Annotated in this window: 14 protein-coding genes; 5 read left to right on the top strand and 9 right to left on the bottom strand. The window is 69.1% G+C overall.

The features are described 5' to 3' along the window. Positions 1-40 precede the first annotated feature (40 nt). Positions 41-910 carry a PhzF family phenazine biosynthesis protein gene (locus EV384_RS19645; protein ID WP_130335406.1) on the bottom strand — a complete coding sequence of 290 codons (870 nt, stop codon included), beginning with the start codon at positions 908-910 and terminating at the stop codon, positions 41-43. A gap of 190 nt (positions 911-1100) precedes the next feature. Next, the gene (locus tag EV384_RS19640; RefSeq protein ID WP_207232376.1) at positions 1101-1331 is read right to left on the bottom strand and encodes an EthD family reductase; all 231 of its coding nucleotides are present in this window, start codon (positions 1329-1331) and stop codon (positions 1101-1103) included. Positions 1332-1809: 478 nt separating this feature from the next. Here EV384_RS19640 and EV384_RS19635 point away from each other — a divergent pair, with 478 nt between their 5' ends. Beyond that, positions 1810-2205: a hypothetical protein gene (locus EV384_RS19635; RefSeq protein WP_130335394.1), complete on the top strand. Its 396-nt coding sequence runs from the start codon at positions 1810-1812 to the stop codon at positions 2203-2205. Positions 2206-2489: 284 nt separating this feature from the next. Beyond that, positions 2490-2864 (top strand): YciI family protein, encoded by a 375-nt coding sequence (locus EV384_RS19630; protein ID WP_130335392.1) that lies wholly within the window; start codon positions 2490-2492, stop codon positions 2862-2864. Between the two features lie 427 nt (positions 2865-3291). Here the strand turns inward: EV384_RS19630 and EV384_RS19625 are convergent, their stop codons facing one another. The 3 genes from EV384_RS19625 to EV384_RS19615 form a co-directional block, all read right to left on the bottom strand. Next, positions 3292-4119 (bottom strand): hypothetical protein, encoded by an 828-nt coding sequence (locus EV384_RS19625; protein WP_130335390.1) that lies wholly within the window; start codon positions 4117-4119, stop codon positions 3292-3294. 119 nt (positions 4120-4238) lie between these two features. Continuing rightward, positions 4239-4817, bottom strand: a complete 579-nt coding sequence (locus EV384_RS19620) for a suppressor of fused domain protein (RefSeq protein ID WP_165439990.1) — start codon at positions 4815-4817, stop codon at positions 4239-4241. Positions 4818-5087: 270 nt separating this feature from the next. Beyond that, positions 5088-6203, bottom strand: coding sequence for a hypothetical protein (locus tag EV384_RS19615; protein WP_130335386.1), 1116 nt, complete (start codon positions 6201-6203; stop codon positions 5088-5090). A 159-nt stretch (positions 6204-6362) separates the two neighbouring features. Between EV384_RS19615 and EV384_RS19610 the strand changes: the two genes are divergently transcribed. Both EV384_RS19610 and ileS read left to right on the top strand, forming a co-directional pair. Continuing rightward, positions 6363-6689 carry a hypothetical protein gene (locus tag EV384_RS19610; protein ID WP_130335384.1) on the top strand — a complete coding sequence of 109 codons (327 nt, stop codon included), beginning with the start codon at positions 6363-6365 and terminating at the stop codon, positions 6687-6689. Between the two features lie 279 nt (positions 6690-6968). Further along, positions 6969-10091 (top strand): isoleucine--tRNA ligase, encoded by a 3123-nt coding sequence (gene ileS, locus EV384_RS19605; protein WP_130335382.1) that lies wholly within the window; start codon positions 6969-6971, stop codon positions 10089-10091. Positions 10092-10314: 223 nt separating this feature from the next. Here ileS and EV384_RS19600 read toward each other — a convergent pair whose 3' ends face one another. After that, entirely contained in the window at positions 10315-10494 is a 180-nt protein-coding gene (locus tag EV384_RS19600) for an SRPBCC family protein (RefSeq protein WP_130335380.1), read from the bottom strand. Positions 10495-10953: 459 nt separating this feature from the next. Between EV384_RS19600 and EV384_RS19595 the strand changes: the two genes are divergently transcribed. After that, positions 10954-12879 carry a S9 family peptidase gene (locus EV384_RS19595; protein ID WP_242624167.1) on the top strand — a complete coding sequence of 642 codons (1926 nt, stop codon included), beginning with the start codon at positions 10954-10956 and terminating at the stop codon, positions 12877-12879. A 53-nt stretch (positions 12880-12932) separates the two neighbouring features. Here the strand turns inward: EV384_RS19595 and EV384_RS19590 are convergent, their stop codons facing one another. From EV384_RS19590 to EV384_RS19580, 3 genes are all read right to left on the bottom strand, one after another. Then, a complete protein-coding gene (locus EV384_RS19590) occupies positions 12933-13157 on the bottom strand; it encodes a hypothetical protein (RefSeq protein WP_130335378.1) in 225 nt (74 codons plus the stop codon). Between the two features lie 250 nt (positions 13158-13407). Continuing rightward, on the bottom strand, positions 13408-14073 hold the full coding sequence (locus EV384_RS19585; RefSeq protein WP_130335376.1) for a response regulator: 666 nt from the start codon (positions 14071-14073) through the stop codon (positions 13408-13410). Continuing rightward, complete coding sequence (locus EV384_RS19580; protein WP_130340687.1) at positions 14070-15182, bottom strand: sensor histidine kinase; 1113 nt, start codon at positions 15180-15182, stop codon at positions 14070-14072. Before EV384_RS19580 ends, EV384_RS19585 begins: the two co-directional genes overlap by 4 nt. Positions 15183-15305 lie beyond the last annotated feature (123 nt).

Genomic DNA, 15305 nt, shown 5'->3' with positions numbered 1-15305 from the left:
CGCGCTCATCGCGGCAGAAGAGGACGGTCTGGTTATAGCCTCAGTGTCCGTCGCGGACCACCGCCAACCCGCCGACCCGGGTCCTGATGCCCACAGGCCCGCGTCGGGCCGAAGCGAGCACGCTGGCCGGTCGACCGAGGGTGTCACCCTGCTCCACCTCGATCGAGACCGTCTGTGCCCCTGTCGTGTCGAGCAGGTGGGCGGCCAGGCAGCCGGTGCTGTTGGCGTTGGCGACGTCCTCGTCGACACCGATCGCCGGCGTGAACATCCGCGCCGCACCCGGTCGGTCGCCCACCGGCGGTACGTAGACGAAACAGCCGAGGAGCCCGTACCGCCGGCACGCCGCCGTCAGCCTGCCGAGGTGTGGGCAGACTCGGAGCAGCGCCGACCGGTCGTGGACCGGTACCAGCATGCGTGGTGCGCCGGGCGCGGCGATCCGTGGCACGTCGGTCGGATGCGGGTCGTCCGCGGTGAGCCCGAGCGCGGCGACGATGGCGGCGCGCTCGTCCGGTGCCGGGTGGCGCAGCGCGATGAGGCCCTGGTCGAACCACACCTCGATGCCGGCGGGGCGGCGGATCGCGACGGTGTCGAACGTGCGCCCGCCGGTGTGTTGGCGGTCGTTCAGCTCGCCCAGCGCGGTGCGAGTCAACCGGACGGCCTGCGCGGCAACGGTGCCGTGGCCGCAGCCGGACAGTTCGGCGGTGGCGGTGAAGAACCGGACCGGCCAGCCACCGCCCGGCGTCCGCCCCGGGCCGAGGAACGCCGCGTGCGAGGTGCCGGCCGCAGCAGCGACCGCCCGCCGGTCCGCGTCCGTCGCCGTCGGGTCGTCGTCGGTGACGGCCGTGGGGCTGCCGCCCCGGCCGTCGCGCCGCACGCACGCATCAACCACCGTGACATCCGGCCAGGACATCGGCCCACCTCTGACGCTCAATGAACCGGCAACCGCAAACGGTGTCCGCCGATAGCCGGACATGGCCGCAACGGCCGACCGAACGCGTCCCGGAGCCTACCGGCCTGCCTCAGTCGGTGCCGTCCTGCACCGGATAGTGGATAATGACCGCACCGCCGGTGGCGTAGTTGGCGACATCGGCGGCCACCCGCTAGCCTTGCGGCGACGCCCGCGCCGTGGCCATGGCGGCGGCGTCAGCGAAGTCGCCTTCGAAGACCGCGAAATATGGCGCTTCTCCGTTGGTCGCCGCCACATCGAAGCTGTAGCGCCACGCAAGCAGGCCGGGCAGATTCATGACCAGTGGAAGATGGTTGGTCACGTAGTAGTCGCGGAAGTGGTCAGGGTCCGCGGGCTTGGAATACAAGACCACCAACTTATGCATGACGACCTCCGTCCACTCTGCCCAAAGACGAGACCATAACACTCCGGGTGACCTGGGAGCTCCTGCAAAGAACGAGGGACGACACGGAACGGTTCGGATCGCCTCAAGATCCGATGCACTGTCATCGGCAAGACCGAGCGCCGGGCGCTACCGCTCCTCCGTCACGTACCGTGACGCCCGGTCGGCGGCATGACAGTGAGTTGCGGCATGGCCCTACGCTCTTTCTGTCGGAACTGAGGAGCGGCGTATGCGACCAGCCGTGATCAAAATGTGCCCGGTCCCACGATGGCGAGCCGTAAGGGCGGGTGGCGCTTTCTTCGTTCTCGGTATCGGCGTGCTGGTGGACTCGGTGCTTCCTGAGTCGGGATGGTGGCCTCCGCTGGTGCGAACCCTCTCTACCGCCCTCGAAATCAGTGCTGCCGCTGGCCTGGCCCGAGCCGTGGCGGGTCGACGTTGCGTTCTGCTGAGCACTGATGTAATGCGGATCCGTGATGTCACCCGGAATCTCGGCGGGGAAGTGGTGATTGCCCGGGCGGACGTGATCGGCGTCGAAGTCCTCCCAAACGAGCCCGCCAACAGTGAACCGTCTTCACCGGCGCCGGCACCGAACCTGCGTCTGCAGCTGGCCCACGGGACGCAGCTGCACCTGCGGAGTCACATCAGACGGATCCTGCGTCCGACATCGGAGTACGTTCGGCGGCGGTTGGCAACCGGAGACTCGATCCAGCTCGATATGGATGACGTCTCCGCAGCGCATCAAATGATCCTGGCGTGGATCTCGGACGGCCCGGGCGCGGTTGCCGCGCACCGACTCGCCCTTACCCGGATCGCCCGAGGGCTCGCCGCCACGATCAGCACGCGAAACCCCGGCTGAGTAGGAAGCAACGCCCGCAATTCGGCATGATCGGACGGCGGCTGGCTCAAGCGATCGTGACGCTCCGCAGCACACGGTCCGCGGCAGATGAGTGTGTGGGGCTATTCGTAGCCGGTGGCGGCGGCAATGATGCCCGCGAACAGGGGCGAACTGACGCTCGTGAGCGCCGAGCGTCGGAGATCCCGTGAGAATTTCTTCTGGCATAGCGTCGGATCCGGGGCGAGTCGTTCGTAGAACAGTTGAGAGGCGGTCGCAGGAGGCCGCCGGGACAAGGGAGTCATGGGATGACCCGGTACTTGATCTCGTTCGGTGACGGCGCGATGGACCACATCCCCGACGAGGAGTTGGCTGACGTGGGCAAGGCCTCGCACGCGGTGGTCCAGGAGGCCCACATCGCCGGCGTGTGGGTGTTCGGCGCCGGACTCGAACGCCAGAGGGCGAGCGTCGTGGCCACGGACGGGATGGTCTCCGACGGCCCTTACCCGGAGACCAAGGAGGTCATTGGCGGGTTCTCGGTCGTCGACGTGGCCTCACGCGAGGAGGCGCTGGCGTGGGCTGCCAAGATTGCGGTCGCTTGCCGCTGCGCGCAAGAGGTCCGGGAGCTCATGCCCGACGCCGAACAAGACGCGATGCTCCGCCAGGCTAACAGGCGAGGGTGACATCCCGACGACGTCTGATCGAGGGAGACCCGCCACGTCAGAGCAGGACTTGCTTGGCCGCGATTGACGACGCGGGTCTGCACATCGACCTGAACTAGGACGCCGGGGCGGTGACCCCCGGGGATCGGGCGTGGGGCAAAGCCCGGTCCTCGGGCCTGGTCGGATCCCGCAACCACTGAGCACCCAGTGGAGCGACAGCCGCCCATCGCGGCGAGTGTGCCCGCTCATCGGCACGTCCGGATGCGTGCACCCGTGAGCTGGTTACATTGCGTGACGAGCGCTGCGCGGCAATAGACGATGCCTTGGCATCGGGATCACAAGCGACGGGCATCGTTAGCACATGGGTACCCGAGATCACCCGCTCGTCCAAGAGGCGCATGCAATCGTGGCCGGCAGCGGACCCGAGCGGGCCCTTGGGCCGGCTCGTTCAGGCGGCGGCGACCCGTACCTGGCAGACGAGGTCCTCGAACGTCGGCGGATCAGTGCGGGGGTGGTTGCAGTGGTAGACGCGCCGGTCCGCGGCGACCTCGACCCGCATGCCCGCCTGCTCCTCCCATCGGGCGACGATCTCCCGCCCACCCCCGGCGCGTTCGACGTACACGTTGCACAGTCGCAGGATCCGGTGCGGCGAGCGGTAGGTCAGGGCGATCTCCTCACCCACCCGTTCCGGCCAGACCAGCGCCTCCCGCGACGGCGCCTCACCCTCGTGCGCCACCGAACCCTCGGATACGGCGACCGCCAGGCCGTGCCGGTGCCGATGGTCGACCCGGATGGCGCGCACGACCACCCGGCCGGCAGCCGGCAGCCCGGCCCAGACATCGCCGGTGAGCACCTCACCTGAGCCCCAGCGGATCGGCATCGCCGGCCACGGGGGCAGGCCGAGGCGCTTGCGCCGCTTGACCGCGTCAAGCATCGCGGTGGCAATCGGCAGTCCCGTGCGCGCGTAGTCGACCGGCCCCGGGTCCCGGCCGAAGGTGCCTTCGACGGGTGCGAAGATCCGCGCCCAGTCCTGGTCCCCGTAGCGGACGGCCGCCATGACCGATCGGAAGGCCGCCAGGATGTCGACGGCGTCGACCTCCTGGATCGGCTCGCCGGGCCACTGCCTAAACCGCAGCCGCAGCGACCCGGCTCGATTCGCCACCACCTGGACGAATCGCTCCGCCACCTGATCGCAGCGGATCGTCGCGGTGGCGGTGTCCGTCTCCGCGAGCGCATCCATAAGGAGGTAGAGGATGTCGCCCGAGGTGGGCAGCACGTCATCATCGTGGTCCGTGATCAGTTGATAACTCCCCGCCATAGCCACCCCTCATCGTCGTACCCAGGATCACCCGTACCGCGGCAGATCCGGATACTCGATTGCCCGCCAACAGAGGCTTACCAGGTCAACTGATCCAGCGCCACTTCTGCCCGACCAGGGTCAGCCAGGTCCGGATTTTGAGCCGCGAACGCCTGCTCCAGCGTCCCCCATCCGGACTTCTGGATCACCTCAGCTTCGCCGGTGGTAATCGGAACCAACCACGTCAAAACCACCGGCGCGGATTCGGTGTGACAGACGGCAAAGGACTCCGGCATGTACCTCGGGCTGATCGCGACCATGGCTGTCGTTTGACTGTCCGGGAAGAGGGGCCCGCGCGGACCAATCACTTGCCCATGCTGCAAGCCGGCCTCGCGGCGCACCATCTCACCGGCGACCTGGAACAACAACCCGGCCGCCCGAGCCGGGTAGTCATCGGTTGGAACGTGCATCACCAACTCTTGGTGTAAAGCCCCGCCATTCGGCAGGCCGAGATGACGCCGCGATAGCCCGACGGTCACCAGGGTCGTGACCCCGCCGAACGGTACGTCAGGGCCAAACCACGCCACCTGAACGCCCTCCGGCGTCGCATCATCGCCTCGGCTTCCGCCCGTGATGAGCCCGAGGAACGACTCCAGGTGTTCAATCAACCCAGCCACTCGCTGATCATCCCCGATCGGGCAACGACGAAGGTTCCACCCCAGTCACCATGGTGTTGCCTTCACGCCAACTCCATCCATTGATCATCCCAAGTGCAATTCTCGGCACGACTGCGCGCCGCGCTCATCCGTCACGTACCGTGCCGTCCGATCGGCGGCAAATCAGTACGTTGGCTGCCAGTCACATTCCGGGGCGCGATCAGCGGCAGAAGTGGAGGTCTACCGCCTGCTCGAAAGGTGAAAGGAGACCGGTGAGGCTGCGAGCGGCAGCTACTTCTGGGTGAACACGGCTCGGAAAGCAGCGAGATCGACCGGGCCGATCTCGAGCGCGGACTTGAGCGTGCTCAGAGCGGCGACGAGCGGATCCTCCTCACGCGCGGCGACTATCGCGAAGACCATCTGCACCTGTGGCTCCATCGCGGGCAGCTCGATCTTCCCGATCGAGGTAGGGCTATAGATGAAGGAAGAAATAAAGCTGTGCACGGCGGTTTCCTCCGGCACATCCCACAAGCGGTTGAGCGCCGTCCGGTAGTCGGTGAACGAGGGAGGTGGCGGGTCACCCCGGTCGAGGGCATCCAGTGCCTCGGCAACCCAGTCCAGCTCGGCGGCACCAGCCTGGATAGCAGCTGACCGGGCGGCCCAGGCTGCCATGGCACGCTGCTGCGCCGGCTCGGCGGCGGCGATCTCATCGACCAGGTCGCGGTCGACGCGGGCCACGTCCTTCGCCCACGCTCCGACCTGGCGGAGCCGGTCACTGTCCGGCAGGCGACCGCCCCAGTCATGCGTCGCCCGCGCGCGGAAATACTCCCTCTCCCGCCTCTTTTTCTCCTCCTGTTGCCGGCGGGCCGCGTCGACACGTTCCGCGTAGGTCGGCCGCGGCGGCGTCTTCTGAGCGACGCGGTGCCGGTTCGCAGCGACCGTCGAGGTCTGCCGGACGATCCGGTCGGGCCCCGCCTTCGCGGGCCAGAACTGCAGCAGGTACCGCTCGGGCGGGTCGTCGACAACGCGATCCTCGTTGTCGTAGCCGATCGCGCAGAACCGTACGCGGTAGGTGTCCTGGTCCAACTCGAGCCGGACGGTCAACCTGTGATCGCCCGTCAGGAGCAGCACGTTCGGCTCCGTGCGGGTGTAGAACGCCTCCACTACCTCGGTCCAGACTGGGTCGAGCAGCGGCTCGCTTACGTGCCGTTCGATGCGCAGCGGCACATAGCCGGTATGCAATCCCGTGTTGAACACGAGCGCGCCCGGTTCGGCGGCCCCGCACAGCCCGTTGACCTGACCACCTTGCCCGTCGCCGACCGCGTGGGCGGCCACATCGCCCCCCAAGCGGAACACGTGGAATTCGACAGAGACGCGATCATCAAACAGAACATGCACGACATCCATGATGCGCGCTCATCGGCAGGTCAGTGCACTGGCCGCGCTGGGAGCGTCGTAACGCTGCGTAGCGCGCGGATCGCGGCGCAGGCGGACGAATCCTGGGTTACAGCGGCGAGCGTTCGTTGGCAGGTCGACATCAGCTGATCGCCGATCCACACTGGGCGCATGGCAGTCGATGGGCCTGGTCAGCCCAAGCCAGCGAGTGCGGACTCGGTCGTGCGTGGCTGGGCAAACGACCGGGCGGGGCGGCTTGTCTTCACCGGCGAGTCGGGCATTCCCGATCCGCCGCTCGCCGCGGCGTTGCGTAATGTCGCCTGCTCCGCGCTGGTAGGCGTCCTCGTCGGCGTGGTGATCGTTCTGACGGCAGTTGGTCTCGGGTGGGACGAGGACGCTGGCGTGGCCGCCCTCGCCGCCTTCGGGATGCCGCGGATTCGCCGAGGGTATCGGCTGCGAGCAGTACTCGCCTTCACGGTCACAAGGATCCTGAGCTGATCCATCGACACGACGCAGATCAGCTATCGTGTTCTGGCGAGGCGTTGATGGGGACGAGTAGCGCCGAACGCAGCCAGGAGCGACCCGGGGATGGTGGAAGCCCGGGGGTGTGCGCGGTGGGAAGATCACCCCGGAGCCGTCGGAAGAAAGGCCGAAGGCCGAGTAGAACCGACCGCACGATAAAACGAGAGGGCCGCACGCGGCCAAGGAGGGTGGTACCGCGGGGCTGACCGGCCTCGTCCCTCCGCCGGAGCACCACACGCATCCGACGGAGGCATGATGTACCGCAGCGTCCCGACCCAGGTGGATCTCCCTGCTCTCGACCACGAGATCCTGCACTTCTGGCACGCCAACAGCGTCTTCGCGCGCAGCCTGGAGCAGTCCCAGGGCCGCCCGGAATGGGTGTTCTACGAAGGGCCGCCGACCGCGAACGGCATGCCCGGCGCCCACCACATCGAGGCCCGGGTGTTCAAGGACGTCTTTCCGCGCTACAAGACGATGAAGGGCTTCCACGTCGCCCGGAAGGCGGGCTGGGACTGCCACGGCCTGCCGGTCGAGCTGGCCGTCGAGCGTGAGCTGGGCTTCTCCGGCAAGCAGGACATCGAAAAGTTCGGCATCGCCGAGTTCAACGCCCGCTGCCGCGAGTCGGTCACCCGGCACACCGACGCGTTCGCCCAGCTCACATGGCGGATGGGCTACTGGGTCGACATGGACGACGCCTACCGGACCATGGACCCGGAGTACATCGAGTCCGTCTGGTGGTCGTTGAAGCAGATCTTCGACAAGGGCCTGCTGGTCGAGGACTTCCGCGTCGCGCCGTGGTGCCCGCGGGACGAGACCGGCCTGTCGGACCACGAACTCGCCCAGGGGTACGAGACGGTCGTCGATCCGTCGGTCTACGTCCGGTTCCCGTTGACCTCCGGCCCGCTCGCGGACCGGGCGTCGCTGCTGGTCTGGACGACCACGCCGTGGACGCTGCCCTCGAACGTCGCGGTGGCTGTCCACCCGGACGTCCGGTACGTCGTCGCGACGGACGGCAACGAGCAGCTCGTCGTGGCCGAGCCGCTGCTGGCGTACGCGCTGGGCGACGGCTGGGATCTCACGGGGGAGTCGTTCCGGGGCAAGGAGCTGGAGCGGTGGACCTACCGGCCCCCGTTCGACCTGGTCGAGATCCCCGACGCGCACATCGTGATCCTGGCGTCGTACGTGACCACGGACAGCGGCACCGGCCTGGTCCACCAGGCGCCTGCCTTCGGCGCGGACGACCTCGCCAGCAGCCGCGCGTACGGACTGCCGATGGTCAACCCGGTGCAGCCCAACGGCCGCTTCGAGCCGGACCTTGCGCTGATCGGCGGCCTGTTCTTCAAGGAGGCGGACCGGCCGCTCGTGGAGGACCTGACCGCCCGGGGGCTGCTTTTCAAGCATGTGCCCTACGAGCATAGCTACCCGCACTGCTGGCGCTGCCACACCGCGCTGATCTATTACGCCCAGCCCTCCTGGTACGTCCGGACCACAGAGGTCCGCGACGAGCTGCTGCGCGAGAACGAGCGGACCACCTGGCACCCCGCCACCGTCAAGCACGGCCGGTACGGCGACTGGCTGAACAACAACGTCGACTGGGCGCTCTCCCGGCGGCGTTACTGGGGCACCCCGCTGCCCATCTGGCGGTGCCAGAACGAGCACCTGACCTGTGTCGGGTCGCTGGCCGAACTGAGCGAGCTGACCGGCGACGACCTGACTGGCCTGGACCCTCACCGGCCGTACATCGACGACGTCACCTTCACCTGCCGGTGCGGCGTGACGGCCCGGCGGGTGGCGGAGGTCATCGACGCCTGGTACGACTCTGGCTCCATGCCTTTCGCGCAGTTCGGCTACCCCTACCGCAACGCCGAGCTCTTCGCCCAGCGCTACCCGGCGCAGTTCATCTCCGAGGCCATCGACCAGACCCGCGGTTGGTTCTACACGCTGATGGCGGTCGGCACGCTGGTCTTCGACCGGTCGCCGTACGAGACGGTGGTCTGCCTCGGCCACATCCTGGCCGAGGACGGCCGGAAAATGTCCAAGCACCTGGGCAACATCCTGGAACCGATCCCGCTGATGGACCAGCACGGCGCAGACGCCGTCCGCTGGTTCATGGCCGCGGTGGGCTCGCCGTGGTCGGCCCGCCGGGTCGGGCACACTGCCCTCCAGGAGGTCGTTCGCAAGATCCTGCTGACCTACTGGAACACCGTCGCCTTCCAGGCCCTGTACGGCCGTACGGCCAAGTGGTCCCCTTCGGCCGCCGACCCGGCGCCCGAGGACCGGCCGGTCCTCGACCGGTGGCTGCTCTCCGAGCTGAACACGCTGATGCAGCAGGTGGACGCCGCGATGGCCGGGTTCGACACGCACCAGGCGGGCCGGCTGCTGTCGACCTTCATCGACGACCTGTCCAACTGGTATGTCCGGCGCAGCCGCCGGCGCTTCTGGCGGGGGGATCCGGCCGCGCTCGCCACCCTGCACGAGGTGCTCTCCACGCTCACCCTGCTGCTGGCGCCGCTCACTCCGTTCATCGCCGAGCGCGTCTGGCAGGACCTGGTCGCGCCCGTGACCCCGGATGCCGCCCAGTCGGTGCACCTGGCCGGGTACCCGGTCGCCGACGAGTCGCTGATCGACCCCGCGCTGTCCCGTCAGATGGCGCTCGCCCGGCGGCTGGTCGAGCTGGGCCGCGCGGCACGGGCGGACTCCGGGATGAAGGTGCGCCAGCCGCTGTCCCGCGCACTGGCCTCGGCTGCGGACTTCGAGGAGCTCTCCCCCGACCTGCTGGCCGAGATCGCGGCCGAGTTGAACGTGGGCTCGGTCACTGCGGTGGGCGGAGCGGTCGCCTCGTTGGTGGACACCACCGCGAAGGCGAACTTCCGTACCCTCGGCAAGCGGCTCGGCAAGGCGGTACAGCACGTGGCCGCCGCGATCGCGGCGGCCGACGCGGCGGCGCTCAAGGACTCCCTGCGGGAGACGGGGTCGGCCACCGTCCTGGTGGGGGACGAGCCGGTGACGCTCGGCCCGGACGAGGTGGTGATCGTCGAGACGCCACGTGAGGACTGGGCGGTGGCCACCGACGCCGGGGCCACCTTGGCGCTGGACCTGCACCTCACCCCGGAGCTGCGCCGGGCCGGGACGGCGCGGGACGCGATCCGGCAGATCCAGGAGGCCCGCAAGTCCAGTGGGCTGGAGGTGACCGACAGGATCGTGCTGCGGTACCGGCCGACGCGGGAGGAGACGACGCTCGCCCTGGCCGAGCATCGCGAACTCGTCGCCGAGGAGGTGCTCGCCACCGACTGCGCCGAGGGCGAGCCGTCCTGGCCGGACGCCGAGCCGTTCACCGACGAGTCGCTCGGTCTGACCTTCTGGCTCCGCCGGGCCTGACGTACCGGCGCCCCGGGCCGCTTCCGCGGTGCGGGGCGCTGTCCGTCATCGGCGAGGAGTGACAATGCGGTTGTACCTGTCCTCGTTTCGACTCGGGAATCGGCCGGAGCGGATGCTGGACCTGCTACGGGGCGACACCCGTGCCGCGGTCGTCACCAACGCTGACGACTACAAGGATGTGGACCTTCGCGCCACTTCAGTGGAGCGGGTTGACGGATAGCTCTCAGTCCCTCGCCGGGACCTGGACGCGTCGCTCCAGCGCCTCCCGCAGGTAGGTCATGTTGGCTTTCTCCTGCCGTCGGATGGCGAACAGGAAGAGCGGGAAGATCAGCCGGAACCAGCCGTGCGGCCGCGGCTCGAACTCGGCGTGCAGTTGCCCTCCGGAACAGCCTCGAGTCGGCATGTGAACGTGACCTCGATGGCGCCACCGTTGTGCACCGTCCAGATGTGCGGCCGGTCGAAGTGGACGGTCGCTAGCTCGACGTACGGGCTGTTCTTCCACTTCGCGCGGTACTTCGTGCCAAGGCCCACAGGTCCCTCGGTGATCTTCTCCATTACCTGGCACCTGGGGTTTCACTCGAGCTCGGCGCGGTGGTCGGAGAGGTAGTCGAACGCCTCCTCCGGCGTGCACCGGATCACCACGGAGTTGCAGGGGCAGCTTCTCAGTGAGGTCGTCGAAGCGACCGCGGCCGGTGACGACGCCCCGGTGCCACCGGCGCAGCGAGCGTGGGTACAAGAGATGCTGGCGGCCACCGCCGCCCAGCGGGTCCTTGCTCTGGGTATCGAGCACGGCACGGCCAGCTACGAACGGGTATTGCGGCAGCGGTTGGCCGCCGTAGTAGTTGATCGGTACTGTGCCTCGGTGGCCCGTACACAGCTCACCGCCGAGTTGGTGGTTGACGGTCGCGTTCCGCAGGCATTGGCGCTGTCGCCGGACGGCAAGTGGGTCGCCTACGTGGTCGCCCCGGTCGGGCGGGCTGGTGATCACCCGGTCAGCGAACTCTGGGTCGCCGCCACCGACGGGACCGGGTCGCCGCGACGATTCACTTCGGGTGAGGCGTACGATTCGGCGCCGCGGTGGGCCGCGGATTCGCTGTTGATCTATTTTCTCTCCGACCGGGCCGAGCGTGGCACGGCGCAACTGCACCGGGTGGGGCTGGTCGACGGTGTTGTGCAGGCGGTCACGTGCTGGGCCGGTGGGGTGTCAGGTCACCTCCCGCTGGCCGATCCGGACCTGGTCGTGGTGATCGCAGCCGATGAACCGTCCGCCGAGGACGAACGTCGGGACAGGGAGCGCGACGACGCTCGGGTGTGGGGTGAACGCGTACGCCCGGACCGGCTGCGGCTGCTCGACGTACGGAGCCGGGAGGTCCGGACACCGGATGCGTGCGGCGATCGCCATGTCGTCGAGGTGGTCCAGCGGCCCGACGATGGAATGCTGGCGGTCCTCACCTGGTCGACCCCCGACGTGGACCCGGGCCTGGTGGAGCCCGGTCTCCACCTCCTCGACCCGGACAGCGGCGTGACGCGGGACCTCGGACCGGCCGTGGCGGACGCGTCGTCGCTCGTCTGGTGGCCCGCCGACGACGGCTGGCACCTGGCATATGTCGCGAAGACCCCGCCCGCTCTGGTGGGCGGACACGCGGTCCTCGATGTCGCCGTACCGGTGAACGGGCCGGTGGGCGAGCACCGCAACCTGACCGCCGGCACGACCGGCTGCCCGAGCAACCTGGTCCAGGTCGACACCGGTCCGCCACTGGTGCTGGTCGCCGACGGGCTCGATACCGCGATCTACCGGCTCGATCCAGCCGGGCCCACCCTCGTCGAGCTGTCCCGGGTCGACGGCCTCGCGACGTCGTTGACCACAAACCGGCACGGTGAAGCCGTCGCGGCGGTGGTCAGCACGTCCTACCAGCCCGGAAACGTCCACGCCGGCCCGACGAGCGGGCCGCTGACGAGGCTGACCGACCTCAGGCCCGAACTCCGCGACATCCGGTGGGGTGTCCAGGAACGCCTGTCATACGAGGCATCCGACGGGCTGGCCCTCGACGGCCTGCTGATCCTGCCCGCCGGCCGGTCCCACAAGGACGGGCCCTTTCCACTGGTGACACTGGTCCACGGCGGCCCGTACGACCGGCACGCCGACCGGCTGATGCTCGGCTGGGACCCGTCCGGCCAGTGGCTGGCGACCGCGGGCTACGCCGTGTTTCTGCCGAACCCGCGCGGCGGCAACGGGCACGGCCACGACTTCGCGGTGCGCGTCGCCGGTGCGGTCGGCCTCGATGAGTGGACCGACATCTGCGCCGGCATCGACCTGCTCATCGCCGACGGCGTCGCCAACGCCGACCGGCTGGGCATCGGCGGCTGGAGCCACGGCGGGTTCATGGCCGCATGGGCGGTCGGGCAGACCGACCGGTTCAAGGCCGCCGTGATGGGCGCCGGCATCAGCGACTGGGGAATGCTCGCCGCAACCGGAGAAGAGGGGCCGTTCGAGTCCGCCCTCGGCGGCAGCAGCGGCTGGGAAGGAACAGGTCCACACCGCCACGACCGGCTCAGCCCGATCTCGTACGCCTCCAAGGTCCGCACGCCGGTGCTGATCCTGCACGGCGAGAACGACACGAACGTTCCGGTATCACAGGCGGAGTTCTTCCACCGCGCGCTACGCAGGTTCGGAGTCGAGCACAAGTACGTCGTCTATCCCCGGGAGAACCACTCGATCCGCGAACGCAACCACCAACTCGACGTGCTCCGCCGCACCCGCGCCTGGTTCGACCGGTGGATCGGATGACCCGACGTCCGACCACCACGACCGCTACGGCCGACCACGGCACGCCAGACCACCTATTCCAGAAACAGGGCGGCAAGCAGCGGCAAGCGTTGACGCAGTTGATGATCGTCGTCCAAGTTCCACAGCAGCCACGCACTCATCTCGACAGATGAGGACGTCGCCCGGTTGACCAGCGCGGCGTCCGGTGCCCAGGTGGTGGCGGTCGCCGTCGTCCCGGCGCCCCCGAACCCAGAAGGCAGGTACGAACGGCTTCCGAAGCAACGGGCCCGCAGGAGCACTCGTAGATCATCGTGCTGCCCAGTGGGTGCGGGTGTTGACGAACTCGCACAGGCCGATGGCGGCGAGTCCGCGTCTCCACCAACTCTTGATCCACTGCCCCGCTGACATCCCCCTCCCCTGCTCGGGATCTGCGTGATCCGATCTCGTGGGACGGGCTGCGCCAGGGTCCTGCGAGCCGCCGCCTACGCGGTCGTCTTCGGGACGACGGTGTGGGCTCGCTTCTCATCCAAGGACATCACCAGTTGATCTTTACCGGTCGCCTGGGACCACCAGGCCGGACTCGTACGCCACGACGACGGCCTGGGTGCGGTCGCGCAGGCCGAGCTTGGCGAGCACCCGGCTGACGTGGGACTTGACGGTCTCCTCCCCGACGACGAGCCGGGCGGCGATCTCGGGGTTCGACAGCCCCTCGGCGATCAGCCGCAGCACCTCCGTCTCCCGGGCGGTGAGCGCTTGGAGCGCCGCATCCGGTTCGCGGCGACGTACGTGCATCCTGGCGAATTCGGCGACGAGCCGGCGGGTCACCGTCGGGGCGAGCAGTGCTTCCCCAGCGGCGACGATGCGGACGGCGTCGAAGAGGCGCTCGGCGGTCGCGTCCTTGAGGAGGAAGCCGCTCGCGCCCGCGCCGAGAGCGTCGTACACGTGCTCGTCGAGGTCGAACGTCGTCAGCATCAGCACCCGAGGCGGCTCGGGGTCGGTGAGGAGGCGGCGGGTCGCTTCGATGCCGTCCATCCCCGGCATGCGGATGTCCATGAGGACGACGTCGGGGCGCAGGTCGCGGCAGATCCGCACGGCCTGCTCGCCCTCGGCGGCCGAGCCGACGACCGCGAAGTCGGGCTGGGTCGCCAGCAGGACTTCGAAGGCGGCACGCACGACGTCCTGGTCGTCGACCACGACGATGCGGGTGGCCGTCACGTCGTAGCTCCCTTCGTCGGCAGGACGGCCTCGACGAGGAACCCGGCGCCCGGTGCGGCACCAGCCGTGACCTGGCCACCGACCATAGCCGCCCGTTCCCGCATCCCGGCCAGCCCGTGCCCACGGCCGCCATCCGAGACCGGGCCGGGGCCGTTGTCGTAAACCCGCACGCTGAGGTCATCGCCGCTGTAGTGCAGCTCGACGTCGACGGCCGCGCCGGGCGCGTGGCGGCGGGCGTTGGTCAGAGCCTCCTGCACGATGCGGTACGCCGTCAGCTCGACCCCGGGGTCGAGCGGTTCGACCGAGCCGCTCACGATCAGGCGTACGCCACTGCCCATGGCCGCGTCGCGTACCTCGTCGAGAAGGGCGTTGAGCTGGCGGAGCCCGGGTTGAGGGCGAAGCGTCGGCTCGGCGTCCACATCCTCCCGGAGTACGCCCAGCAAACGCCGCATTTCCGTCAACGCGCTACGCGCGGTGTCCCCGATGGCAGTCAGCCGGCGAGCCCCGTCCGGTGGCAGGCCCGGTGTCGCGAGCCGGGCCGCCTCGGCCTGCAAGGCGATCATGGTGATGTGGTGCGCCACCACATCGTGGAGTTCCCGGGCGATGCGGGCTCGTTCGCCGCGGGCGGCGTACTCCATCAGCGATGCTGCCGACGACTGTTCGGTGGCCCGGTGGCGGCGCCGCTCGTCCCGCAGTTGCAACGTCGCCCCGGTAGCCGTCGCCAGCGCCGCGACCGCCAGCAGGATCAGGGCGAAGGACCTCCCGCCCGGCCGGTCGCTCGACAGCGGCGCCGCCGCGTACACGGCAAACGGCAGGATCAAGGAACAAGTTGTCCTCAGTGGACGCAGCCGGCCGGCGACCCCGCAGAGCACGGCCAGAGCGGTGACTCCGGCGACGGTAACCGGATAGGAGATCATCAAGCCGGACAAGGCCGCCAGAGCGGACAGGACGGCTGCCGTCGCGGGCCAGAGCCGTACCAGGGCGACGGGGGCGACCACCGCGAGAGCGATGAGGGCCGCGATCGCGGTCGGCGGCCGGTCGTAGGCGCCCGCCACCGCCTCGATCACCGCCACGGCACCGAGGGCGGCCGTGGCTGCGGCCAGCCCCATCCCCTTCACGCCAGCCATTGTGACCGGCCCGGACACCGTTGTCGTCCACCCCGGCAGGGACGCGACCTCCCCCGCACGAGGGAGGCGGCCACCGGCAGAAGACCCCTCTGCGCCGTGACGCGC

This window comes from Micromonospora kangleipakensis (assembly GCF_004217615.1).
GTDB classification, from domain to species: domain Bacteria; phylum Actinomycetota; class Actinomycetes; order Mycobacteriales; family Micromonosporaceae; genus Micromonospora; species Micromonospora kangleipakensis.
The sequence above is the reverse complement of the archived record's forward strand: the minus strand, read 5'-3'. Positions and strand labels throughout refer to the sequence as shown.

What these genes read in the sequence shown, in the direction of transcription:
- ileS (WP_130335382.1), top strand. Translation starts at nt 6,969, where the DNA reads ATGTACCGCAGCGTCCCGACCCAGGTGGATCTCCCTGCTCTCGACCAC.
- EV384_RS19580 (WP_130340687.1), bottom strand. Translation starts at nt 15,182, where the DNA reads ATGGGGCTGGCCGCAGCCACGGCCGCCCTCGGTGCCGTGGCGGTGATC.
- EV384_RS19635 (WP_130335394.1), top strand. Translation starts at nt 1,810, where the DNA reads ATGCGGATCCGTGATGTCACCCGGAATCTCGGCGGGGAAGTGGTGATT.
- EV384_RS19615 (WP_130335386.1), bottom strand. Translation starts at nt 6,203, where the DNA reads ATGGATGTCGTGCATGTTCTGTTTGATGATCGCGTCTCTGTCGAATTC.
- EV384_RS19640 (WP_207232376.1), bottom strand. Translation starts at nt 1,331, where the DNA reads ATGCATAAGTTGGTGGTCTTGTATTCCAAGCCCGCGGACCCTGACCAC.
- EV384_RS19600 (WP_130335380.1), bottom strand. Translation starts at nt 10,494, where the DNA reads ATGCCGACTCGAGGCTGTTCCGGAGGGCAACTGCACGCCGAGTTCGAG.
- EV384_RS19610 (WP_130335384.1), top strand. Translation starts at nt 6,363, where the DNA reads ATGGCAGTCGATGGGCCTGGTCAGCCCAAGCCAGCGAGTGCGGACTCG.
- EV384_RS19645 (WP_130335406.1), bottom strand. Translation starts at nt 910, where the DNA reads ATGTCCTGGCCGGATGTCACGGTGGTTGATGCGTGCGTGCGGCGCGAC.
- EV384_RS19630 (WP_130335392.1), top strand. Translation starts at nt 2,490, where the DNA reads ATGACCCGGTACTTGATCTCGTTCGGTGACGGCGCGATGGACCACATC.